21 protein-coding genes and 1 pseudogene are annotated in these 25,188 nt (G+C 36.4%); 11 read left to right on the top strand and 11 right to left on the bottom strand.

What is annotated here, in order from left to right; translation table 11 throughout:
* Positions 1 to 164 precede the first annotated feature (164 nt).
* The 4 genes from HX124_RS11865 to HX124_RS11850 all read left to right on the top strand — a co-directional run bounded on the left by HX124_RS11865 (position 165) and on the right by HX124_RS11850 (position 4,251).
* A complete protein-coding gene (locus HX124_RS11865; RefSeq protein WP_286383289.1) occupies positions 165 to 1,808 on the top strand; it encodes a nitrite/sulfite reductase in 1,644 nt (547 codons plus the stop codon).
* Positions 1,801 to 2,286 (top strand): DUF934 domain-containing protein, encoded by a 486-nt coding sequence (locus HX124_RS11860; RefSeq protein ID WP_286383290.1) that lies wholly within the window; start codon positions 1,801 to 1,803, stop codon positions 2,284 to 2,286. Before HX124_RS11865 ends, HX124_RS11860 begins: the two co-directional genes overlap by 8 nt.
* 104 nt (positions 2,287 to 2,390) lie before the next feature.
* Positions 2,391 to 2,744, top strand: a complete 354-nt coding sequence (locus tag HX124_RS11855) for a DMT family transporter (protein ID WP_286383291.1) — start codon at positions 2,391 to 2,393, stop codon at positions 2,742 to 2,744.
* A 175-nt stretch (positions 2,745 to 2,919) separates the two neighbouring features.
* Positions 2,920 to 4,251, top strand: coding sequence for a hypothetical protein (locus HX124_RS11850; protein ID WP_286383292.1), 1,332 nt, complete (start codon positions 2,920 to 2,922; stop codon positions 4,249 to 4,251).
* 95 nt (positions 4,252 to 4,346) lie between these two features.
* On the opposite strand, the gene HX124_RS11845 is transcribed toward HX124_RS11850, so the two are convergent.
* Together HX124_RS11845 and HX124_RS11840 are read right to left on the bottom strand one after the other, a co-directional pair.
* Positions 4,347 to 5,522, bottom strand: coding sequence for a thiolase family protein (locus HX124_RS11845; protein WP_286383293.1), 1,176 nt, complete (start codon positions 5,520 to 5,522; stop codon positions 4,347 to 4,349).
* 117 nt (positions 5,523 to 5,639) lie between these two features.
* A complete protein-coding gene (locus tag HX124_RS11840; protein ID WP_286383294.1) occupies positions 5,640 to 6,170 on the bottom strand; it encodes a GspH/FimT family protein in 531 nt (176 codons plus the stop codon).
* Between the two features lie 376 nt (positions 6,171 to 6,546).
* Between HX124_RS11840 and omp38 the strand changes: the two genes are divergently transcribed.
* A complete protein-coding gene (gene omp38, locus HX124_RS11835; protein WP_107008040.1) occupies positions 6,547 to 7,575 on the top strand; it encodes an outer membrane protein Omp38 in 1,029 nt (342 codons plus the stop codon).
* 133 nt (positions 7,576 to 7,708) lie between these two features.
* Here omp38 and HX124_RS11830 read toward each other — a convergent pair whose 3' ends face one another.
* The 4 genes from HX124_RS11830 to HX124_RS11815 form a co-directional block, all read right to left on the bottom strand.
* On the bottom strand, positions 7,709 to 8,914 hold the full coding sequence (locus HX124_RS11830) for an RtcB family protein (RefSeq protein WP_286383295.1): 1,206 nt from the start codon (positions 8,912 to 8,914) through the stop codon (positions 7,709 to 7,711).
* 410 nt (positions 8,915 to 9,324) lie between these two features.
* Positions 9,325 to 10,788: an amino acid permease gene (locus HX124_RS11825; protein WP_286377689.1), complete on the bottom strand. Its 1,464-nt coding sequence runs from the start codon at positions 10,786 to 10,788 to the stop codon at positions 9,325 to 9,327.
* Positions 10,788 to 11,822 (bottom strand): methyltransferase, encoded by a 1,035-nt coding sequence (locus tag HX124_RS11820; protein WP_286383296.1) that lies wholly within the window; start codon positions 11,820 to 11,822, stop codon positions 10,788 to 10,790. Before HX124_RS11820 ends, HX124_RS11825 begins: the two co-directional genes overlap by 1 nt.
* Before the next feature lie 71 nt (positions 11,823 to 11,893).
* The gene (locus HX124_RS11815) at positions 11,894 to 13,267 is read right to left on the bottom strand and encodes a uracil-xanthine permease family protein (RefSeq protein WP_286377691.1); all 1,374 of its coding nucleotides are present in this window, start codon (positions 13,265 to 13,267) and stop codon (positions 11,894 to 11,896) included.
* Between the two features lie 173 nt (positions 13,268 to 13,440).
* Between HX124_RS11815 and typA the strand changes: the two genes are divergently transcribed.
* Both typA and mscL read left to right on the top strand, forming a co-directional pair.
* Positions 13,441 to 15,276, top strand: coding sequence for a translational GTPase TypA (gene typA / locus HX124_RS11810; RefSeq protein ID WP_286383297.1), 1,836 nt, complete (start codon positions 13,441 to 13,443; stop codon positions 15,274 to 15,276).
* A 177-nt stretch (positions 15,277 to 15,453) separates the two neighbouring features.
* Positions 15,454 to 15,879 (top strand): large conductance mechanosensitive channel protein MscL, encoded by a 426-nt coding sequence (gene mscL / locus HX124_RS11805; protein ID WP_286377693.1) that lies wholly within the window; start codon positions 15,454 to 15,456, stop codon positions 15,877 to 15,879.
* An 84-nt stretch (positions 15,880 to 15,963) separates the two neighbouring features.
* On the opposite strand, the gene HX124_RS11800 is transcribed toward mscL, so the two are convergent.
* Positions 15,964 to 17,226, bottom strand: a complete 1,263-nt coding sequence (locus HX124_RS11800) for a hypothetical protein (RefSeq protein WP_286383298.1) — start codon at positions 17,224 to 17,226, stop codon at positions 15,964 to 15,966.
* Between the two features lie 215 nt (positions 17,227 to 17,441).
* Here HX124_RS11800 and HX124_RS11795 point away from each other — a divergent pair, with 215 nt between their 5' ends.
* The gene (locus HX124_RS11795) at positions 17,442 to 18,065 is read left to right on the top strand and encodes a hypothetical protein (RefSeq protein WP_286383299.1); all 624 of its coding nucleotides are present in this window, start codon (positions 17,442 to 17,444) and stop codon (positions 18,063 to 18,065) included.
* Between the two features lie 30 nt (positions 18,066 to 18,095).
* Here HX124_RS11795 and HX124_RS11790 read toward each other — a convergent pair whose 3' ends face one another.
* Both HX124_RS11790 and mutM read right to left on the bottom strand, forming a co-directional pair.
* A complete protein-coding gene (locus HX124_RS11790; protein WP_286383300.1) occupies positions 18,096 to 18,380 on the bottom strand; it encodes a peptidylprolyl isomerase in 285 nt (94 codons plus the stop codon).
* Entirely contained in the window at positions 18,377 to 19,228 is an 852-nt protein-coding gene (gene mutM / locus HX124_RS11785) for a bifunctional DNA-formamidopyrimidine glycosylase/DNA-(apurinic or apyrimidinic site) lyase (protein ID WP_286383301.1), read from the bottom strand. The genes HX124_RS11790 and mutM overlap by 4 nt, the downstream gene beginning before the upstream one ends.
* A 309-nt stretch (positions 19,229 to 19,537) precedes the next feature.
* Between mutM and HX124_RS11780 the strand changes: the two genes are divergently transcribed.
* From HX124_RS11780 to HX124_RS11770, 3 genes and pseudogenes are all read left to right on the top strand, one after another.
* Positions 19,538 to 20,809, top strand: a complete 1,272-nt coding sequence (locus tag HX124_RS11780; RefSeq protein WP_286383302.1) for a carbohydrate porin — start codon at positions 19,538 to 19,540, stop codon at positions 20,807 to 20,809.
* A gap of 185 nt (positions 20,810 to 20,994) precedes the next feature.
* Positions 20,995 to 22,107: an NADH:flavin oxidoreductase/NADH oxidase gene (locus tag HX124_RS11775; RefSeq protein WP_286383303.1), complete on the top strand. Its 1,113-nt coding sequence runs from the start codon at positions 20,995 to 20,997 to the stop codon at positions 22,105 to 22,107.
* A 93-nt stretch (positions 22,108 to 22,200) separates the two neighbouring features.
* Positions 22,201 to 23,126 (top strand): annotated as a pseudogene (locus tag HX124_RS11770) (AEC family transporter).
* Positions 23,127 to 23,204: 78 nt separating this feature from the next.
* On the opposite strand, the gene hemJ reads toward HX124_RS11770, so the two are convergent.
* Both hemJ and HX124_RS11760 read right to left on the bottom strand, forming a co-directional pair.
* On the bottom strand, positions 23,205 to 23,657 hold the full coding sequence (gene hemJ / locus HX124_RS11765; RefSeq protein ID WP_107008026.1) for a protoporphyrinogen oxidase HemJ: 453 nt from the start codon (positions 23,655 to 23,657) through the stop codon (positions 23,205 to 23,207).
* Positions 23,658 to 23,726: 69 nt separating this feature from the next.
* Positions 23,727 to 24,959 (bottom strand): beta-ketoacyl synthase N-terminal-like domain-containing protein, encoded by a 1,233-nt coding sequence (locus HX124_RS11760; protein WP_107008025.1) that lies wholly within the window; start codon positions 24,957 to 24,959, stop codon positions 23,727 to 23,729.
* Positions 24,960 to 25,188 lie beyond the last annotated feature (229 nt).

The raw sequence follows: 25,188 nt of genomic DNA, 5'->3' as shown, positions 1-25,188 counted from the left end.
TACTGTAAATAAATTAGTGAAATGTTTTCAAAGCATTGCTGCTTATGTCTTTGCAATATGCTTATCAATAAAACCGCTATGAAATATGTAAAAAAAGCATTTCGCTGATAGATCAAATCTCGCTATATTGTGCATCGTTATAATGAAACTACTAGCTGTACGCCATGTATTTATATACTGATTTCGATCAACAATTGATCAATGAACGTGTTGCACAATTCCGTGATCAAACGGAACGTTATTTAGCGGGTAAACTCACTGAAGATGAGTATCGTCCATTACGTCTACAAAATGGTTTATACGTACAACGCTATGCGCCGATGTTACGTATCGCTGTGCCATACGGTTTGATGAACTCCAACCAATTACGCAAAGTTGCTGAATTGGCTCAGGAATTTGACCGTGGTTATGCACACGTTTCAACTCGTCAGAATATTCAGTTTAACTGGCCTGCATTGGAAAATGTACCTGATATGCTTGCTGAACTTGCGACAGTTCAAATGCATGCGATTCAGACTTCAGGGAACTGTATCCGTAACACCACCACTGACCAATATGCAGGTGTGGTTGCAGGTGAAGTTGCAGACCCACGTCCAACGTGTGAATTGATCCGTCAATGGTCAACATTCCATCCTGAGTTTGCATTCTTGCCACGTAAGTTCAAAATTGCGGTATCGGCTTTGGCTGAGATTGACCGTGCAGCAGTATCTTTTCATGATATTGGCGTGTACTTAACGCGCAACGAAGTTGGCGAATTAGGCTACAAAATTAAAGTAGGCGGTGGTTTAGGACGTACGCCAATCATCGGTTCAATGATCCGTGAATGGTTACCACGTGAAGATTTAATCGCTTATCTTGAAGCGGTACTTCGTGTATATAACTTACATGGTCGCCGTGACAATAAATATAAAGCACGTATTAAGATTTTGGTTAAAGCATTAACGCCTGCGGTATTTGCTGAAAAAGTCGAAGCAGAGTTTGCTGAAACCATTAAAACCTTGAAAATTGATGCTGAAACTTTGAAGAAAATGGATGAAGAATTCACACCATTTAACTATCAAAACTATGCAGATGAAGATTTCACAGCACAATTTGCAGAACATCCAAAATTTAAACAATGGTTCAATATCAATACCAATGCCCATAAAGTGACAGGTTATCGTATCGTGACGATTTCCCTGAAACGTGCTGGCGTTGCACCGGGTGATATGACCACTGAAGAAATGAATTTGATTGCTGATCTTGCAGACAAATATACCTTCGGTGAGTTACGTACCACACACGAACAAAACATTTCATTGGTGGATGTACCACAGAAAGATTTGTTTGAATTGTGGCAAGTGCTTGAAAACAATAACCTTGCTCGTGCGCATATTGGCTTCATTACCGATATTATCTGCTGTCCGGGTGGTGATTTCTGTTCATTGGCAAATGCCAAATCGATTCCAATTTCAGAAGCGATTTCACGTCGTTTTGATGACTTGGATACAGTATACAATTTGGGTCATATTGACTTAAATATTTCAGGTTGTATGAATGCCTGTGGTCATCACCATGTCGGTAATATCGGGATTTTGGGTGTAGACAAAAAAGGTGCTGAATTTTACCAAATCACTTTAGGTGGCAATGCAGACCATGATGCTTCAATTGGTGACATCTTAGGTCCATCATTCGCAGCTGAAGTTGTACCTGATATTGTTGATGAAATTTTAAATACTTATCTTGACCTGCGTAACGAAGGTGAAGAGTTTATTGAAACTTATCGCCGTGTTGGCATCCAACCATTTAAGGAGCGTGCATATGCTTAATACAGCACTTCAAGTCCTCTCTAAAGATGGCACGATTGCGGACAACACTTACCAAGTGATTGGTGAAGAGGGTGTATTACCACAGGGTGACGTACTTTTAACTGTAGAACAGTTAGATCAGATTGCCAATGTAACTGGTAAAAAAGCCTTGTTCATTACGGTGGATGCATCGCCTGAAGTGAATCAATTTCCACTTGAGCAACTTGATGCAATTTTTATTGATTTTGCAGGCTTTAATGATGGTCGTGGTTATTCATTTGCTGCACTGTTACGCCGTCAAGGTTACCAAGGTGAGCTTCGTGCCACAGGTGATGTGTTTAAAGATGTTTTAAACTACATGAAGCGTTCAGGTTTTGATACTTTCGTGATTAAAGAAGGCAAAGATATTGCTGAAGCGGCTGCGGGTTTAAATGACTTTAAAAATCCGTACCAAGCGTCAACTGCTGTACCAAAAGCACATTATCAAACTGGTGCTTAATAAAATAACTTAATATTTAAAGCTGGACTTCGGTTCAGCTTTTTTGTATTTATGCGCTGCATATTTTTCATTGATACATTTAAAATAAAAAAGGATTTCACCTCATGATGACTTTATTTTCAAAAATTAACTCTGGAGTATTTTGGCTTTTAATTGCCATTGCAACAGACGTTTTATCGACTTTTTATTCGGCAAAGGGCAATGGTTTAGTCAATAAGCTTGATCAAGGCATTGCTTTGGTTTTGTATATTATTTCTTTTGCATGTGCTGCTTATGCATTGAAATTTATGCAAGCAGGCATTCTATATGTGTTGTGGTCAGGGATTGGTGTGATTGCGACAGCACTTTTGGCAAAAGCTTTTTTAGGACAAAATATTGATTTGGCAGGTTGGCTGGGCATTGCTTTTATTACGATTGGTTTAACGATCATTGCTCAGTTTTCAAATATTAATGTGTAATATCGCTTTTCATTTATAACTATGCTAAGAATAGGAAAAGCCAATATAAAATTAGAATATGTTGAAATTTTTTAAAAACCTTTTACAGATAAATAAAGCAGATCCTATTGTGATACCTCAGACTAGCGTAAAAAATGATGCCAAATCTGAGATAAAACATGAGCTTCAGGAAGCAATGCCAGAGAATAATGAAGATCATTATTTATATGGTTTTGCTCAGAATAAACTTTCAGATTTTGAAATTAAGCTATATAAGTTAAGATCTTATGATGGTTTTACCAGACAAAGAATGCTTGAACATCTAAAGCATTGTTTTGATGCGGAACTTTTTCCACACTTACTTGAGCGTTTAAGTGATTATGTTGAAATTAATCGACAATTAGCGGCTCAACATGTGTTGAAATGGAGTGAGCATGTAGAGTTTTCTCAATTATGTGTACATCATTTTCTCCTCATTGCGACTTTGCAAAATCGGGATCGTACAGAGCCAGAAGCATTTAAGCTTTTATTATCAGAAGTTTCTAAGCAAACACATTTTTTTTCAGAGATATTTAGTAAACAACAAGGCGTGTTGCCACGAACTTTATTAAAATTTATTTTACAATATCAATGGGTTGATAAGGAAAAGCTATTTGAGTTATGTCGTTTGGCAAAAGATCAACAGGTACGTAAATACTGGCTTGATGAGATTATTCAGAATCAAACAGAGGCGGAGCTTTTACAAGAACTAAAACAGAGTAAATTGAAGGATGTGCAATATCAATTGTTTGATCATTTATATCAAAATAATGCTTTAGCTTTAGAGGATTTAATCCTATTTTGGAAGAGTAAATTTCCTAGCATGATGGATTATGCGTATTTTGCACTTCGACAAAAAGCTTTTAATTTTGATCAATATTTTATTGAAAATCCTATTAAAAGCTTAACTCGTTCTGATGCAATTATTCAGGCAAAACAATGGATATTACTCAAAGGAGATGATCAGACTTTCTTTGAAATTTTGAAGAAAATAGATTCAAAAGATATTATAAACGCTTATATTTTTAAAGCGCTGAAACAACAATATTTGAATATTGAACAGTGTTTAAAATATTATCAAAACACACAACAAAAAATTGAGTTTTGGTACTTGATAAAACTTAAAAAAATCACACAACAGCAAATGAATATTGATGAAATTCAGCAATTTATATGTTTAATCGAGCCTGAAATTTTGTTTACACAAAGATTAAGTCTTATTGAACATCATGATATTTGGGATCAATTGTATTGGCTTGTATTACAAAAACAACATATAAAAAATTCACAGGATCAGGCGTTTTTTGATCAGTTTGTTGAGTGCCATTTACATGATCTTCATTATGCAATTTATGGTGCGCAATGGACAGCTTCACAAAAACAGGAAATGGCATTGCTTTTGCCAACTTTTGTGCAGTCTTATCCTCAAATTTTTGCTAAACCTGAAGTGAAAAAAATTTCAAAACCTTATCTATGCAATGAAAATTAAAAATATTCAGATAAGATTTCACGAAAAGAAAGCAAGATAAAAAATCCCTGATAAACAGGGATTTTTTATTAAAAGCAGACTGATTTATTCAGAAATTATAAAATCTCGATCGCAACAGCAGTTGCTTCACCACCACCGATACATAGCGCAGCAATACCTTTTTTACCGCCAGTGCGTTTTAATGCATGAATCAATGTCAAAATAATACGTGAACCTGTAGAGCCGACGGGATGTCCTAGCGCACAAGCACCACCATTGATATTGACTTTTTCAGCATCTAATTTGAAGTCATCAATTGGACACATAGTGACCATAGCAAATGCTTCATTGATTTCCCATAAATCAACATCTTGAGCAGTCCAGCCTGCTTTGTCTAAAACTTTTTGAATCGCACCTACAGGCGCAATGGTAAATTCAGATGGATGCTGTGAATTTGAAGCATAAGCAACAATTTTAGCAAGAGGCTGTAAGCCTTTTTCTGCTGCAAGTTCAGCAGAAGCTAAAACTAAAGCCGAAGCACCATCTGAAATGGAGCTGGCATTTGCAGCAGTGATCGTACCATCTTTGGCAAAAGCAGGGCGCAGACTTGGAATTTTTTCAATATTGGCATTGAAAGGTTGTTCATCTTTATCAATCACCACATCGCCTTTACGACCAGAAACAGTGACAGGAACGATTTCATCTGCAAAATAACCTTCAGTAATGGCTTTTTGCGCGCGTTGTAAAGAACGGATTGCAAACTCATCCATTTGCTCACGGGTATAACCACGTGTATTTGCCATGTCTTGTGCAAAAGAACCCATTAGGCGACCTGTTTCAGCATCTTCTAGACCATCAAAGAACATATGATCTTTGACTTCACCATGACCCATACGAAAACCACCACGTGCTTTTGGTAGTAAGTACGGTGCATTGGTCATAGATTCCATACCGCCCGCAACGATAACATCAGCAGAGCCAGCTTTGATCGCATCAGCAGCTTGCATGACGGCTTTCATGCCAGAACCACAAAGTTTATTAATGGTTACAGCGCCAGTTGAATCAGGAAGACCTGCTTTACGCATCGCTTGACGTGCAGGACCTTGTTTTAAACCTGCTGGAAGTACACAGCCCATAATGACTTCTTGTACATCGCTTGCTTCTAAGCCTGCACGAGCAATAGCTTCTTTAATGGTTACAGCACCTAAATCTGGCGCTGTAACACTTGCTAGACTTCCTTGAAATCCGCCCATTGCGGTACGTGCACCATTGACAATTACGATGTCAGTCATTGTTGTATTCTCCAATTCACTTGTTGTTGATTATTTCCAAAGCCTAAGCAGTATATAAAAAAAAGATATAGAATAAAGAAGAATGTCTATAGAACTCTAGACGCTAGAGACTAGTTTTTAGCATGTTATGGTTGGAATCTGATTTAAAATTGCCATTTTTCCTAGTTTAAAACGTAAATGTTGATTGGGATTATCTAAACTACAATAATAAAAACTTCCCAAAGCACCTCGATTTAAGCCAGTATCACCCTGAAAAGAAATAATTTTTTGATGGGTAATGTTGCCATTCCATTTTAAGCGACCAAATTTTAGATTTGTGGTGGTCTGTTGAAGTAAAAGCTCATTTGTGTCACGTATTTTATTATTATTTCGATCAATAAAAACTAAAATAGCATTATTCCATTGATCATCTTGACAAAATTGTAAGTCTTTAGATGAGCAAATCGCAACATGACTATGATGTAAAATTGCATTATTTCTTGCAAATTTAATATGTTGCTCAAGTAAAGGAAATATATTACGTCTTTCTTGGTCACGACGATTTTGAAGGAAGTGTGGAGCGGCTAAAGAGGTGATTATTGCTAAGATACAGATGCAAATAATCAGTTCGAACAAAGTCAAACCTTGTTGTTTACAATATAAATACATGATTAAATCTACTTTTTAATTATTTATGTTTATGAATTTAAATATTTTTCTATTTTTTTACACAGTTAAGAGCAACTTTGTAAAATATGTATTACTATCGTATTGTTTTGCTGTTAAAATATAGAAAGTGAAAAGAGTAAGGTATTCACAAATATAATCGAGTAAAAAATTACCGAATTACAACGGAAATTGTAAGTAATTTTGTCAATAATAAGCTTGATTAAAGTTATCAAGCACTTGGAAAAACTCTCAAGTGTTTGTATGATTCAACGTGAGTAGCTTAAAAATAATACTGGGGTATATAGAAGCTTATCTCAGGAAGCCAAAAAATTTTAGGCTGAGTTTGAACAACAATTGTTATCTCTGGAGGATATCCATGAAATTGAGTCGTATCGCACTTGCTATGCTTGTTGCTGCGCCATTAGCTGCTGCTAACGCTGGTGTAACTGTAACTCCTTTATTAGTCGGTTATACATTCCAAGACACAGAGCACAACAACCGTAACTTAACAAATAGCCATGAATTACAAGATGACTTATTTGTTGGTGCTGCTCTTGGTGTTGAATTGACTCCATGGTTAAGTGCTGAAGTTGAATATAACCAAGTTAAAGGTGATGTAGAGCCAAACGCTGGTGAATACAAACAACAACAAATCAATGGTAACTTATTAGTTACTTCTGATTTAATCACTAAAGACTATGACAGCAAAATCAAACCTTACGTATTAGTAGGTGCTGGTCACTATAAATACGATTTTGATGCGCCTGCATTGAAATATCGTGATGGTGAAGAAGGTACTTTAGGTAATGCTGGTGCGGGTGTATTCTGGCGCTTAAACGATGCTTTGTCTCTTCGTACAGAAGCTCGTGCTACTTATAACATCGATGAAGATTTCTGGAACTATACAGCTCTAGCTGGTCTTAACGTTGTTCTTGGTGGTCACTTGAAACCTGCTGCTCCTGTAGTAGAAATTGCTCCTGTTGAGCCAGTTGCTCCAACTCCAGTTCCACCTGCTCCACAAGAAATCACTGAGCCGCTTAACCTAGAGCTTCGTGTATTCTTTGATACAAACAAATCTAACATCAAGCCGCAATACAAAGGTGAAATCGCTAAAGTAGCAACTGCTTTAAATGAATTCCCGAATGCGACTGCACGTATCGAAGGTCACACAGATAACACTGGTCCACGTAAGTTGAACGAACGTTTATCTTTAGCTCGTGCTAACTCTGTTAAATCTGCTCTTGTAAGCGAATTCAACATTGATGCATCTCGTTTGTCTACTCAAGGTTTCGCTTGGGATCAACCGATTGCTGACAACAAAACTAAAGAAGGTCGTGCTATGAACCGTCGCGTATTCGCTGCGATCACTGGTAGCCGTACTGTTCTTGCTCAACCAGCTCAATAATATTGAGTAACTGAGTGATAAAAACGACTCTTCGGAGTCGTTTTTTTTATTGTGTAGATTAAAGTAAAATTTAAAACCCCAATAAATCAGCATTTATTGGGGTTTTTTTAGAGCTAAAAATACCTGTTTTAACTTAGCCTTTGATACACATCACTTGTTTTAAGGTATGTACAACTTCAATTAAATCTGTTTGGTTTGCCATTACTTCATCAATATCTTTATAAGCACTTGGAATTTCATCAACCACGCCTTTATCTTTACGGCATTCGATTCCTTCAGTTTGTGCAATTAAATCTTGTTGATTAAACAAATTCTTGGCTTTGCTTCGGCTCATTTTTCGTCCCGCACCATGCGAGCAAGAGCAGAAAGAATCAGGATTACCTTTACCTTTAACAATAAAAGATTTTGCTCCCATTGAGCCAGGAATAATGCCATATTCATCTATACCTGCACGAATTGCACCTTTACGTGTTACAAAAACCTCTTCACCAAAATGCACTTCTTTCTGTACATAATTATGATGGCAGTTAATCGCTTCTTTAGTCATTTGAAAGCTTGGTAAAAGAGGGCGAATTGCTTCTAAAATGAGTCGCATCATTTCACGTCGGTTTTCATAAGCATATTCTTGTGCCCATTCTACAGCTTCAAAATAGTCATCAAAACTATTTGAACCTTCAGCAAAATAAGATAAGTCTTTATCAGGTACATGCCCAAAACGATTTTGTGCTTCTTTCTTAGCACGTTCAATAAAGTATGTACCAATGACATTACCCAGTCCTCGACTACCTGAATGTAACATCACCCAAACATCATCATTTTCGTCTAAACAGAGTTCAATAAAATGATTACCACCACCTAAAGTACCAATCTGTTTTTGCCATGTTGAATCAAAATGACGCAACATACGTTTTAAAGCAGGATGCTTGTCTGTAATCAGTTTTAAGCGTTTTTCTAAAGGTGTTAATGTGGATGCTTTGGCTTTGATTTGCTTATGCATTTCAAAACCAACAGGAACTTTACGTTCAATTGCATTGCGTAACGCACTTAAATTATCAGGCAATTGAACTGCTTTTAAGCTTAAGCGCATCGCATTCATACCACAGCCTATATCGACACCTACTGCTGCAGGGATAATTGCATTTTTAGTTGGAATAACACTGCCAACAGTTGCACCTTTGCCTACATGAACATCTGGCATGACAGCAATGTGAGAGTGAATAAATTGCAATTGTGCCATTTTGCGCAATTGAGTCATGCTTTCTTCATCAATATCTGTGGTATAAATTTTTACAGGAACGCCATAATCTGCTCTAGCGTTCAAAATTTTTTGTATGCCCATTTTAATTTCTCTAAGCAATTTTATCATTTGTCCGAATATTCTAAGTACTTGATTTTTCAAGCATAAAAAAACCTAGCGAATGCTAGGTTTAGAATCTTGGCATTCGGACACTTTTTGGCAACAAGTGTCCGTGAGCGACATCTTGCTGTATTAGTTTGTTGTATTTTCCAATGTCAGCATGATGATGTCCTCCTATAAAATCTTTTGGAAAAAGATGAATCGAATTTTGCGCCATTTTAGAACTTAAATTAAATCTGTCAAGAATATTTTATTTAATATTTTTTTGTTGATGATAACTTAATGTTTTTATTTGATTTAAAAATAATAATGAATACAACATTTTATATTGTAAATAAATATAATGACAAAAAAACCTCATTAAAAAATGAGGTTCTTATGTTTAATTTAAATTATTCTTTATCTAAATCAAATGGTTTTACGTCCATTTCTTGATAAGAAATCAACTTAGTTTTGTGTTTCCATTTATAACCTAACCAAATAACCAAAAATAATGGAATACTGATATAAGTCGATAAAACTGATCCCCATTCTCCTGCTAAAAAGGCTTGATAGTTTTGTCCTAAAACCACAATAGTACAAAGAATGAAGGCAAACCACGGTGCAAATGGGAAAAATTTTGCTGTATAGGCTAACTCTTTTAATTGATAGCCTTGTGCTAAATAACCTTTACGAAAGCGATAATGCGAAATTGCGATACCTAACCAGACAATGAAACCACACATTCCAGACATGTTAAGTAGCCAAGTAAAAACTTGATTTTCACCAATAAATGTAGTTAAAAAACAAAAAGCTGCAATGAAAGTCGTCGCATAAAGAGCATTCATTGGTACGCCACGCATATCTAATTGAGCAAACCATTTTGGTGCACGACCTTGGCGAGCCATATCAAATAACATTCGTGTTGATGAATACATCCCTGAATTACCGGCGGACATAATTGCTGTTAAAATCACAGCGTTCATCAAACCTGCGGCAAACGCTAAACCTGCTTTTTCATATAAAAGTGTGAATGGTGAAAGGGTAATATTACCATCACCTTCAGCAGCAAGTGCTAAGTTTGGATCCGTATAAGCAACTAATGTTCCAATAATGAAAATACATAAAATATAGAACAATAAGATACGCCAAAAGATTTGTTTAATGGCAACAGGAATTGTTTTTTTCGGATCTTTGGACTCTCCAGCCGCAACACCGACCATTTCAGTCCCTTGGAATGAAAACCCTGCAATCATGGCAACACCAACCAGTGCTTGGAATCCTCCAACAAATGGTGCTTCACCTATTGTCCAGTTTTTAGTAATAGACTGTGTTGGGTCTAACATGATTTTACCAATCATAAATAAACCAATCACAATGAAAAATACAATCGCAATGACTTTAACTAGAGAGAATAAAAACTCGCTTTCACCAAAACCTTTTACTGTTAAGGCATTGATAAAAAAGATAATGGCAAGAAAGAGAGCACTCCACCAAAACCCGGGGATTTCAGGAAACCAAAATTTCATAATGAATTGGACAGCAACCAATTCAAATGCAACCGTAATCGCCCAGTTGTACCAATAGTTCCAGCCTAGTGCAAAGCCGAAACCTTCTTCGACATATTTACTGCCATAAGTAAAAAAAGCACCTGATGTTGGATTATGGGTTGCAAGCTCGCCTAAGCTGGTCATGAGGAAATAGATCATCACTCCGATCAACGCGTAGGCAAGTAATGCTCCTCCGGGACCAGCAGTTGCAATCGTTTGACCTGATGCAAGAAATAAACCTGTACCAATAGAACCGCCAATAGCGATCATATTTAAGTGTCGAGCGCCGAGCTTACGCTGAAGTTGAGGATGATCTTTTCCGCTCATTATTCTTCCTTAAGATTTTTTTTAGTGTTGGCAAATAACACTTTAAAACCTTGTTGATCTGCTTTGGTTGTACATTGACCAAAACTTTGTTCAATAAGTAATGGGTAATTTAGAAAGCGATTTGCCACAATCCATAATTCACCACCTGATTTTAAATGTCGTTTTGAACTTTTGCACAGGTTTTCGCTGGCATTGTAATCAGTCTGAATACCTTGGTGAAATGGTGGATTACTCACGATAGCATGTAAAAAGAGTGGAGCATCATCAATGCCAGTCACTGCTTTAATTTCAAGCTGTTCTAAAGGTAATTGGTTTTTTTCAAAAGTCATTTGCGTAGAGGCTAAAGCAAAAGCATCAGCATCTAGTGCAAAAATACGATTTTTAGGGTTGATTTTAGACAGATATGCACTGATTACGCCAGAACCACAACCGAAGTCTGCAATTTTCCCAGAAGTCACTTTTGACAAATGCGGCAATAAAACAGCAGTCCCAACATCTAAGCGATTTTGGCTGAAAACACCTGGAAGTGCACAAATGGTGAGCTCTCCAGCAGGTGTGGCAACTTGATAGGTTTGCGCCCATGCTTCAAGTGTTTTTGCAACAACAGTTTTATCTGTAGTGAGTTGCCACATTTGACAATGCCGAGCACTGTCTAATTTAATCGCTTGACCATAAGGCTGTAACTGTTTGGCTGCACGTTCAACGCCTCCTTTTTTTTCACCAACTAAAAAAATTGATGAAGTAATTGGAAGGCGGCTGACAACGTAGTGTAAAACGTAATTCAGTAATTCTTTAGATTTTGGAACAAAAATCACTGCCTGATCAAAACCAGATTCGGGCAGATCTGTACCAAAATGTACTTCTGTATTTTGCTTTAGAAAATATTGAAACTCATTAAAGTTCCATGTCCAAAACGTTGCTTGGATATCAGCAGCTAAATGCGAATGTAAGTCATCCGTTGGTGCATTGATGAACAATACACGTCCAGAGAGATAGTCATGTTGTCGAATAACAACTTCACTTCTAGGCTCCATATTCACCACCCATTTTAAAAATTAGAACAATAATGCCCAGACAAAACTGGGCATTATAATGAATTACGGCATTACTTTTTAGTTTCAGGAAGAACAATATTTAAAATTAATGCTGCAATACCACCTGTTGCAACGCCTGAACTAAAAATATTACGTGGTAATTCAGGAAGATGTTCCAAAATTTGAGGAACTTGTGCTACTCCTAAACCAAGTGCTAAAGAAATTGCAATGATCAGTAATGCACGACGATCAAGGATTACACCTGACAAAATATTGATACCTGAAGCTGCAACTGCACCAAACATCACCATGACAGCACCACCAAGAACCGCTTGTGGTACAGCTTGGATTACACCAGCAACAGCAGGGAATAGCCCTAGAATGACCAACATGATGGCAATCCAAATCCCGACATAACGACTTGCAACACCAGTTAATTGGATAACACCATTATTTTGTGCAAAAACAGAACTTGGGAATGTATTGAAAATACCAGCAAGGAATGAATTTGCTCCATTTACCAATACACCACCTTTAATGCGTTGCATCCAAACAGGACCATCAACAGGTTGATTTGATATTTTAGATGTCGCAGTCACATCACCAATTGCTTCTAATGAAGTGACCAGATAAATAAATGCCATTGGAATAAATAAACTCCAAGAGAAGCTAATACCAAAATGCATTGGGGTTGGCACTTGAATTAAAGGCGCATCTTTTAAACCTGAAAAGTTTAAATAACCCATATAACCTGCTAAAGCATAACCAATGACTAAAGCAATTAAGATGGCTGAACTTTTGATCCAAACAATTTTAAAGCGATTTAATAAAATAATAATCGCTAAAACGGTACATGACATGATGAGATTATCTGTACTAGCAAAGGTTTTACTTTCCATCGCTTGATAACCACCACCCATACTAATTAAGCCTTCTTTGATTAAAGTCAGACCAATCAGTAGTACAACAATACCTGTGACCAAAGGCGTAATGAGTTTTTTGACCCAAGGTAAAATACGTGAAACACCCATTTCAATAAATGAGCCAGCAATGACTACACCGAAAATAGATGCCATCACTGCTTCCACAGGTGTGCCAGCAGCAACCATAGCAGAACCAATCCCAATAATAGGACCGATAAAGTTAAAGCTAGTTCCTTGAACGATCAGTAAACCTGCGCCAAAAGGACCTACTTTTTTGCATTGTAAGAAGGTTGCAATTCCTGAAATTACCAAAGACATAGATAAAATCATATTGGTGTCATGTGCAGAAACACCTAAAGCTAAGCAAATTAGTAGACCTGGCGTTACGATAGGAACAATAATCGCAAGTAAATGTTGCAGAGCTGCAAAAAATGCAATGAGTGGTTTTGGACGATCATTGAGTCCATAAACAAGGTCAATTTGCCCTTGTTGTTGTTCGTTGGGAGTATTTAAATCAGACATGGTCACAGCAGGAGAGACAGCAAGATGGCGCTATTCTAATCGGTTTACACACTATTACAAAATAAAAAGCGATTGTTGTAAAAAAAACTTGTAACTGTCAATGAACTGTCACTACTAAAATTTATATTTTTTCTGTATAATTTGCCCTCAAACTTTAGGCGTATCGAATTTACATGTCAGATATTAAAACTCTCCGCAACATTGCGATCATTGCGCACGTTGACCATGGTAAAACAACTCTAGTAGATAAACTTTTACAACAATCAGGTGCCCTCGGTGACCGAGCGGGCGAGATTGAGCGTGTCATGGATTCAGGCGCTATCGAAAGTGAACGTGGTATTACTATTCTTGCAAAAAACACTGCAATCAAATGGTTAGATAAACGTACAGATACTGAATATCGTATTAACATCGTCGACACACCGGGACACGCGGACTTCGGTGGTGAAGTTGAACGTGTAATGTCGATGGTTGACTGTGTATTACTTCTTGTTGACTCACAAGAAGGTCCAATGCCACAAACTCGTTTCGTAACGCAAAAAGCGTTCGCAAGTGGTTTAAAACCAATTGTCATTATTAACAAAGTAGATAAGCCAAGTGCACGTCCAGATTGGGTAATCGATCAAGTATTCGACTTGTTTGATAATCTTGGTGGTACTGATGAACAATTAGATTTCCCAGTTGTTTATGCATCAGGTCTTCGTGGTGTGGCTGGTCCATCTCCAGAAGAACTTGCTGAAGATATGACACCATTGTTCCAAACCATCGTTGATATCGTTGAACCACCAGCAGTTGATGTTGATGGTCCATTCCAAATGCAAATTTCATCACTTGATTACAACAGCTTCATGGGTGTAATTGGTGTAGGTCGTATTCAACGTGGTTCAGTGAAAACCAATACCCCTGTAACTGTAGTCGATAAAGACGGCAAAACACGTAACGGTCGTATCTTAAAAATCATGGGTTACCACGGTTTAGATCGTGTTGATGTTGATTCAGCACAAGCGGGTGATATTGTATGTATTACTGGTTTAGATGCTTTAAACATTTCTGACACGATTTGTGATCCAAAAAATGTTGAAGCTTTACCACCGTTATCTGTAGATGAACCTACAGTTTCGATGACTTTCCAAGTGAACAACTCTCCGTTTGCTGGTAAAGAAGGTAAATTTGTTACTTCACGTAACATTCGTGAACGTTTAGACCGTGAGTTAATTCACAACGTTGCATTACGTGTTGAAGATACTGACAGTCCAGATAAATTCAAAGTTTCTGGTCGTGGTGAATTACATCTTTCAGTATTGATTGAAAACATGCGCCGTGAAGGCTTCGAGATGGGTGTTTCTCGTCCGCAAGTGATCATGAAAGAAATTGATGGCGAAACTCAAGAACCATATGAGAACGTAACTTTTGATGTTGATGAACAACATCAGGGTTCAGTTATGGAACAAATGGGTAACCGTAAAGGTGAGTTGACCAATATGGAAGTAGACGGCAAAGGTCGTATCCGTATTGAAGCAACTGTTCCATCACGTGGTTTGATTGGTTTCCGTTCTGAATTCTTAACCATTACTTCTGGTACTGGTATCATGACTTCAAGCTTCTCGCATTATGGTCCTGCTAAAGCTGGTCAAGTTGCGAAACGTCAAAACGGTGTGTTGATCTCTATGGTTAACGGTACTTGTTTGGCATTTGCTTTATTCACATTACAAGACCGTGGTCGTCTATTTGCTGAGCCACAGTTAGAAGTGTATGAGGGCATGATCGTGGGTATGAACTCACGTTCAGACGACATGACTGTAAACCCAACTAAAGCAAAACAGTTAACGAATATGCGTGCTTCTGGTACAGATGAAGCATTAACGTTAACACCAGCAATCAAATTCACGCTTGAACAAGCTTTAGAATTTATTGAAGATGACGAATTAGTTGAAGTTACACCTAAATCAGTTCGTATTCGTAAGAAATGGTTAACTGAAAATGATCGTAAACGTAATCGTGCAAAATAATTTGTAATCGAATTATGTAAGTTCAGAGACCGCGATGTTGTTTACAACATCGCGGTTTTTTATACAAAAAATAATTTGGTTTTTTAAGAAAACCAAGTAAATTAATCGGAAATGTACATAGAAAAATAATGTATACTTTGTCACAAAAATAGGGTATTCCTGAGCAGGAGTTGTAATATGAGTATTGTCCAAGAATTTAAAGAGTTTGCTGTTAAAGGCAATATGATGGATATGGCGATCGGTGTGATCATCGGTGGTGCATTTGGTAAAATTATTGATTCATTAGTTAAAGATATTATTATGCCTTTAATTACTGTAATCACTGGTGGTGGAGTTGATTTTACACAGAAGTTTTTTGTGTTAGGTGATAATCCAAATAATTTACAATCTTTAGATGAGTTAACTAAAGCGGGTATTAACGTTTTAACTTATGGTAATTTTATTACAATATTTTTAAACTTCCTGATCTTGGCTTGGGTTGTTTTTTTATTGGTTAAATTTTTAAATCGTATTCGTAAACCTGTTGAAGAAGCGCCTGCTGCAACACCAGAAGATATTGAATTATTACGTGAAATTCGTGATGAATTGAAAAGACGTCAATAAGAGAAATTGAGTGGGAAACGACTTTATTAAAAAGCCGTTTCCTGTTATACAATTTTATGACACATATGTTGAATATCTAAAACATTATTTTATTTCTAAAAATATATTATTTTCTTGTGAGAATATTTCATAATGACCATCTGGGCTGATGATGGGTTGATGGATATTTTTCTTACATCTCATTTTAGAATGTTCACCTGAGTGCATTATAATTTCTATAGAGATTTTATATTGACCCAATGGAATATTTGCTAAGGAAAGCCCCGCATAACCTTTTGTACAAAAGTAAGACTTATCATAATTTACAAAGGCATCAGCATAATAATCTTTTGTTATAGATGGGCAATTACCTTTCGCTAAGTGTATTTTGATGTTTTGATGTGTGGATTCTAAATATAAAATATAATCTAAGTCAGAATAATGCGCACATGCAATTCCTCTTAAAAAGAATATTCCTTCAATATGAAATTTTGATGCATGATCAAATTCAAGTTTTTTAATCTCAAAAATAGGTTCTTTGGTGATTTTAGCTTTCTTATTTAAATCATCCCCAAGCGTTATACTATTGAGAAAAGCGGGTGTCATATTAAATGCTAAACAATTAATAATACTTAAAATAAGAGGGGCATTAAAAAAAGTCACATCTGGGTGGGTACGAACTAAGGGTGATTTAGCTTCAATATAATTGAAATTACTATATTTATTAAAAATGCCAATGAATGGTTTAATCTGATCTGCATGTAAATAATCTGATTCTGATGAAATCAGAAAAATATTTTTATCATAATTTTGGTCACTTAATAATTCATTTAAAATTTTATGATCAAATGTCTTTAAATTGGCATCATTGATGACACCATTACACATAAACTTAGCACATGGTTTAACAAGATCTTGGGGAGCAAGTCCCCCCACAAAAGAGCCTGCTAAAAGTGTGGGCGCTGACATCACAATATTTTTAATATTATTTTTTATTCCATAATATAAAGCACTGGCTCCACCTTTAGAGCATCCCAGAAAAGTACAATGGTTTTTATCTATACCTAAAAAAGCTTGAACTTCTTGGATAAATAGGTTGACTGCATTTTCTAAACTATTATTTCCTAAAGGGTTTAGGTAGTAAGTAGCACAGTTGTTATGAAAAAAATCATCTTTAATCCATAAAATTGCGGCTCGACAAGATTTTTTTAAAGCATTTTGGAAATCATAGTTAAAATCAGTGGTAGATCCAAAACCACTTAATACAATGATCAAGTGATTTGTATCATAAGATCGTGGTTTTAAAATATACTTAAATTCATAACCTGAAAAATAAATTTTTTCTTCTTTGCCTGAACTGATGAACATAGAGTGAGACATTCTATAAATTTTTTGATCATAGCAAAATTTATATCAAAGATGTATTGTTAACTAAGGTATTAAAACCAAAGAATAAATTGACTATTTTTATCTTTTCTCAATAGTTTTATTGAGTTGTGGATTACAATAATTGCCATGAAAAGTCCCAATATTACTTAAATTCTGTGTACCATAAAATTTGCAGTTATTTTTAGGGAAAAAAGATGCAAAGAAAACTGATTTTAAGTGTAATGATCTTAAGTTTATTTGCATGTAGCAAACCTGAAAAAAATACAGTTGATCCTGAACTTGAGAAAATTCAACTACCTGAGCAAATTGAAAATACTAAAACGATGAGTCAAGGACTCACTTTTGATGATATTCCCAATGAGAAAACGGTATATGAAACGATAGAAGCAAATAATATTGATGAAAATGAAGTTTTAATGAATATGTTGCAAACACAATTATTAAAAGACCAATTTGAATTATTTGAAAAGGAAAGTGGCAACGCATGGTCAGAAAATGATTGTCATCTGAATAAAATTATTCAAGTAAAAGGTCAAGGATTACGAACATATACCGCTAAAAGTAAGATTGGAATAGGAGATAAGAACAATATCTTCCCTGATTTTACTTTATTAGTCTTTGATTTTGATCATGAGCAACAGGCAATTCAGCATTTTGCAACCTTAGCATCAGCCGTGAGTTCAAATGGTTTTTGTAATGGCAAGGCACCTGAAAAAATTGTTAGACATCAAAATGAAATTTTTTATTTTACGACACGTGCTGAAATGTTTAGAACCTATATTCATCGTTATGCAGACTTTATTGAGCAGCAAAAATAAAAGAGTGCATCGTTGTATGAGGAATGGATTTTAAAAATCCATTCGAAATTTGATTTCTAATAAATGAAAACCAAATTGGCTTTTGATTGGACCATGAAGTTCACGTTCAGCCAAACTAAAAACAGCTTTGTCGATAGGTGCAACTAAATCACCTTTTTTAACTTCACCTAATTCACCGCCTTTTTTGGCTGATGGGCAGGTTGAATGCTGTTTAGCAATTTTTGCAAAGTCAGCACCATCTTGAATTTTTTGTTTTAATTGTTGGGCTAAATCTTTATCTTTGACCAAAATATGTCGAGTAATTGCAGTTTTCATTGAGATTTACCTTTTAAGGATGGCTTGGTCACTGAAGTTTTCTTTAATGGCTGGCATTGTGGACAGAATACACTGGCACGTTGTCCAAGTTTTAAATTTTCTAAAGTTGTTTCACAGTTTACGCACATTTCGCCTGCACGACCATATGCTAATAGGGTTTGTTGAAAATAGCCATTTTCTCCCATCGCATTACTATAATCACGTAAGGTCGAACCACCTAACTCAATCGCTTGCTTTAAAATACGTTTAATTTCAATGACTAAATTTTCAATTTGTACTGCTGAAAGATCTTTGGCTGCTTGTGCTGGATGAATGCCTAAGTTAAATAAACTTTCAGTTGCATAAATATTACCGACACCAACAACAACATGATTATCCATGATTGCGACTTTGATTGCTGTTTGTTTGTTTGTTAATTTTTTTATCAAATAATCTGCATTAAATTCGTTACTTAATGGTTCAGGTCCTAAAGGATCAATTAATTTATTTTGAGAATGTTCATCTAACCAAAGAATACAACCAAAACGACGTGGGTCATGATAACGCAATTGAATATCTTCAAATTGGATAATTAAATGGTCATGTTTACGTAATTCTTCATGTGATTCACATAAGCGAAAACTACCTGACATTCCTAAATGCCATAGCATGGTGTCGTGTTCAAACTCAGCAAAAATATATTTAGATCTGCGTGTCAGTTGAACAAGTTTTTGTCCAACTAATTTGTCCATATCATTTGGTATAGCCCAACGTAGGCGAGATTCGCGAACCTGTACTGACATTACTTTTTGATCTAGTAATGGAAAAAGACTGCTTTTAGTGGTCTCGACTTCAGGTAATTCAGGCATTTTTCTCTCAAATGTAGCGTAAGCATCCTGATGAATATGGTAGTGAAATTCGATTTTTCAAGCACTTTGTAAATGCTGTGGCAAAGATAAAATGTTTATTGATAAAAAAAAGTTAGTTGACTAATAAAAATTATCATCTAGTAAAGTTTTAAAAAAATATGTAATTTTCACGTAATTAAATTGTAAATAAATATGTTGAGCTCTTTTGTTGCATAAAGATTAAGTTAAATTTAAATGTGAAATTTCACATATTTAAATTGAGTTAATGATCTTATTTGTATAGAGCACCTTTAACATTTAGGCTCTGCTATGAAAAATTTTGTATTTCCACTTTTGACAATTTCCATAACAACATGGTTCTCAGCCGCTCATGCTGATACTGCATTTGATCTTCATGGGAAAACCTTAACAGGGGATTGGGGTGGTCAACGAACTGAATGGGCAGAACAAGGTATTAAATTTGATGCCAATATTGCATTAGATAGTTCCTACTTGGCTGATGGTGGCTATGATGCACATCAATCTCCTACATTTGCGAGTCAGTATTGGCTAGGTACAACTTTAGATTTGGATAAATTGGCAGGTTGGTCAAACACTACAGTGCGAGCAGTTGTAACTGCACGCCAAGGTCAAGGTACAACAGTCGAAGGTATTCAAGATCCGAGTGCGCCGCAATGGGCAAACTCACAAGCCAATTGGGGGAGAGGAAATTCAGGTAGCCGTTTAAGTGAATTATCCATTGAAAAGAATTTTCCTGAACAAGGCATTAATGTCAAAGTTGGACGTATGGGCTTAGGTTCAGACTTCAATGTTATGGCGTGTGACTTTCAAGGCAATGCGTTTTGTGCAGCACAAATGGGTAAATGGCAAGGTAAGCTTTGGTATAACACACCTGTATCACAATGGGGTGGACGAGTGAAATATCAGGTTCAACCTGACCTGTTTGCTCAAGTTGGGGTGTATGAATATAACCCTGAAAATGCTTTGGAGCGTCAAGGTTGGAATCTGGATACAAAAAATGCAGATGGCGTCAATATCCTTACGGAGGTTGTCTGGTCACCTAAACACGCAATTCATGATTTAGCAGGAAGTTATCGAGCAGGTTTATTATATAACACAGCGGATGATGCAAAAAATCAATATGATGTTGCATATTCGGCAGGCTCAAGAGGGCAAGATCGTAGTTATGGTGCATGGTTGAGCTTCGATCAGCAACTGACTTCAGCAGGTGAAGGACGCCGTGGCTTACATAGTTTTGGTAACTTTACTTTTCACGATAAAACAACGACACAAGTTGATAATTCACAACAATTAGGCTTGAAATATATTGGCTTATTTGAGGGGCAACCTAATGATATTTTAGGTTTGGGAGTGAATCGTGTACATATCAATGATCGTTTTCGTGATACCAAAGCGCTGTTAAATAAAAGTACAGAATATAATATTGAATTGAACTATTCTTACTATCCAACAGCATGGTTTATGTTACGTCCTTTAGTGCAATATGTCGTGTATCCAGGTGCTACGGATCAAGTAGGTAATGCTTTGGTACTCGGATTATCAAGTAAAGTCATTTTTTAAAAATAGATGATGATTTGAAATAGAATATATTTCATTCTATTTCAAATCTTCTTTTTGTAAAAATTAATCGATAAAAACATGATGTTCTTAGGTCATGTATTTATTGTTTTTCTATTTATTTGAGCAGTGCAGTTAGTGAAATTAAAGTGTAAAAAGATAGCTTAAAACTAAAACAGGAGTTTAATGTGTCCTTATTATTTCAACCAATTCAGTTTGGGCAACTACAACTGAGTAATAAAATCGTGATTGCTCCAATGTGTCAATATTCAGCAACAGATCAAGGTGATGTGACTTATTGGCATGAACAACAATGGGCAAATTATGCTTTATCGGGTGCTGGACTCTGTATTGTTGAAGCGACTGCTGTACAGGCGGAAGGGCGTATTAGCTATGCTGATTTAGGGTTATGGAATGATAAACAACGAGATCAAATTCAGACACTTTTACAGAAAGTAAAACAGTTGTCACCGATGCCCTTTGCAGTACAGTTGGCACATGCAGGGCGTAAAGCCTCTACTGATAAGCCTTGGCAGGGTAAAGGGCAGTTAGCCCCAGCAGATCCGCAAGGGTGGCAAACTGTTTCTGCAAGCGAGCTTGCTTTTAATGAGCGAGATGTAAAACCTCATGCTTTAACATCAGATGAAATTCAACGCATTATTATCGATTTTGCTGAAGCGGCAAAACGTGCTGTAGATGCAGGATTTGAATTAATTGAAATTCATGCAGCACATGGTTACTTGTTACATCAATTTATGTCGCCATTATCAAACGTACGTACAGATGAATACGGAGGCAGTTTTGAAAATCGTATTCGCTTAACTTTAGAAGTATTGAGTGCAATAAAAGCTGCTTTACCGCATGATTTTCCTGTGGGAGTCCGTATTTCAGCGACAGATTGGATGGATGAAGAGGATGGTTGGAATCTTGAGTCTAGTATAGGGCTTGCAAAAGCTTTGCAACAATTAGGTGCAGTCTATATACATGTTTCATCAGGTGGCTTACATGTGCAGCAAAAAATTAAAATCGGCGCAAATTACCAAGTGCCTTTTGCAGCCGAAATTAAAAAACATGTCACTATTCCTGTAATTGCTGTCGGTTTGATTACTGAGCCAGAACAAGCAGAAGAGATATTAGTCAAAAATGAAGCAGATGCGATCGGATTGGCACGAGCAATTTTATATGAACCACGTTGGCCATGGCATGCAGCAGCAGCTTTGGGTGAACAAATTGAAATAGCACCGCAGTATTTACGTTGTCAGCCGCATACACTGAAAAATTTATTGATTCAATTTAAGTAAAATATTATGCCATATCGGTATTTAAGTTTTTGAGAGATATATTTTAGGATATATTTCTCTTTTATTTACCATGCGGAAAAAGGACTTGCCATAATGGTATTTAATGTACTCTTGCCTATTTTTATTTTGCTTTTTTTAGGATATTTGAGTGTAAAAATTAGTTTAATTAATAAAGAGCAGATTTCAGCTTTAAGTGCTTTTGTTATCCGTATTTCATTACCAGCATTGCTGTTGGTTGCGTTGGCATCTAAGGATTTGCATGAAATTTGGTATCCTTCATATTTTTTTGTTTATGCTGGGGTATCTTTTGTTTTATATCTACTTGTTTTTTAGTTTTTTATTATGTTTTTAAACATAAATTTAGTCATTCAGCCGTCTTTGCAATGGGTGGCGCAATGTCTAATACAGGTTTTATTGGTACCGCAATCTTAACTTTGTTGATGGGAAATCAGGCAACGATCTATATTTCTTTAACCTTAATTGTGGAAAATGTCATTATTGTTACGATGGTTTTAGCTTTAGCTGAGGCAGGTTTACAACAACAGAAAAATATTGCACTGCTCTTGCGACAAACGTTACTAAAGTTATTGAAAAATCCTGTGATTTTGTCTGTTTTATTAGGTTTAAGTTTGGCATTTTTACAGGTTAAATTACCAACCCAATTACATCAAGCCCTAGATTTACTTGGTAAGACCGCATCACCTATTGCACTTTTTGTGATTGGCGGTGGTTTGGTTGGCTTATCTATTGAAAAAATTGATATGGAAAGTATGTTCTTGGTTTTTGCAAAAATGATTATGATGCCTGTAGCAGTATTTACAGGATTATCCTTGCTGCCAAATGTCAGTAAAGAAATGCTCTATGCAGGAACAATTATTGCTGCTCTACCTATGCCTGCTGCATTTGCTATTTTTTCCCAAGCTTATCATTTAGATGATCGAAAAACGCTAACGCCGTTGATGATCAGTACATTTTTAGGCTTTGCAATCATTAGTATGTTGATTGCATTATGGTGGTGAGAGCGTAGTACGCTACACATTTAGACATGAGATTTGAAAAAATAAAAAACCTCACAGGTGAGGTTTTTTATCATGAACTTAAAAGCTCGGCTTGACGACAACTAAAATAACAACAGCCAATAAAATCACCGTTGGTAATTCATTAAAGAAGCGCCAAAATTTATGTGATTTATAATGTGGATGATCTATCAACTTTTTACGATAATAACCACAAACTAGATGATAAATAACCAAGAGTCCAACTAAGCCAACTTTGAGATAAAACCATAAAGCTTCATGATAATGTCGCGTTGCATCACCCCAATCCACTAAAAAGTGAGCGGTGACAAGCGTTGCAATCATTGCAGGCCACATAATGCCACGATATAACTTGCGCTCCATCACTTGAAAGTGTTGATGGCTCGTTGCATCGTCACTCATCGCATGATAAACATATAAACGTGGTAGATAGAACAATGCTGCAAACCAGCATACGACTGCAATAATATGTAGTGCTTTGACCCAAAGGAAAGCCTCTGAAGGAGCATCCATCAATTTACCCTTTTTAGGGCAGTGTGGAAGTGGTTGACTTGTGTTTAAAACAAATCAACCATTTTCAAATTAGCCTTCCCATTTTTTGAAAATGAGGCAGGCATTTACACCGCCAAAACCGAAACTGTTACTCATTACAGTATTCAATTTTGCGTCACGTTTTTCAAGTACGATATCAAAACCTTTTGCACCTTCGTCTAACTCAGTGACGTTGATATTTGGTGCAATAAAGTCATTTTGCATCATGAGTACTGAATAAATCGCCTCTTGTACACCTGCAGCACCTAAGCTATGACCTGTCATTGACTTCGTTGAGCTAAGAGCAGGTACTTTACCTTCACCAAAAGCACGTTCCATTGCTTTAAGTTCAGTGACATCACCAGCAGGTGTAGAAGTACCATGCGTATTTACATAGTCAATGCTGTCTACGCCATGTTGTTTTGCTTCTTCTAAAGCCATCAAGATACAACGTGTTGCACCTTCACCAGATGGTGCAACCATGTCCGCACCGTCAGAGTTTGCAGCATAACCAACAACTTCAGCTAAGATATTTGCACCACGCGCTTGTGCATGTTCTAGTGACTCAAGTACCACAAAACCACCGCCGCCTGCAATCACGAAGCCGTCACGGTCTGCTGAATAAGGGCGTGAAGCTTTTTCTGGTGTGTCATTATATTTAGAGCACAATGCACCCATTGCATCAAACAACAAGCTTTGTGACCAATGATCTTCTTCACCACCACCTGCAAGCATTAAGTCTTGTTTACCTAATTGAATCAGGTTGTAAGCATAACCAATGGCATCAGCAGAAGTTGCACAAGCACTAGTAATTGAGTGTGCAACACCTTGTAATTTAAATGCCACACCGACGTTTGCTGTAATGGTGTTTGACATATTACGTGGAACGAAAAAAGGACCAATTTTACGTGCGCCTTTAGTGTCCAATAATTCTTTCATTTCAACGACAGATGCTGTAGAACCGCCACCTGAACCGCCAGCGATGCCATAACGAGGATTACCACCAAGTTGTTCAGCTGTTAAGCCTGCATTTTCTACCGCAGCAACCGCAGCGTTATAAGCATACATTGCACAAACGCCCATAAAGCGTTTTAACTTACGGTCAATGCCATCAAAGTCTTGTTCAGCAGCAGCACTGACATGACTTTTAAAATTGAGTTCTTCGTAAGTTGGATTATGACGTGTTCCTGAAATCCCATTTTGCAAAGAATGTGTGACATCTTCTAACGAGTTCCCTATACAAGAGTTAATACCCATGCCCGTAATCACAACACGACGATTCATACAAAGTCCTTTATTTTAAAATAAGAGATACAATGGGCTCATTTAAGCGTTTTTAGTTTTACGCTGCAATGGCGAAAGATATAGATTCTACAAAGATTGACTTTAGTAACACTGTCATCTTATTTTTTGGTCAATTACGGTGTTTACGTTGCTTTGCTTGAGTTTGCAAAGGTATGTGAATCATAAAGTATTTGCAAAATAAAATGTAATTGCCCAGTTCATCACATTA

It is taken from the genome of Acinetobacter sp. 226-1 (assembly GCF_030329325.1).
Lineage (GTDB): Bacteria > Pseudomonadota > Gammaproteobacteria > Pseudomonadales > Moraxellaceae > Acinetobacter > Acinetobacter sichuanensis.
The sequence above is the reverse complement of the archived record's forward strand: the minus strand, read 5'-3'. Positions and strand labels throughout refer to the sequence as shown.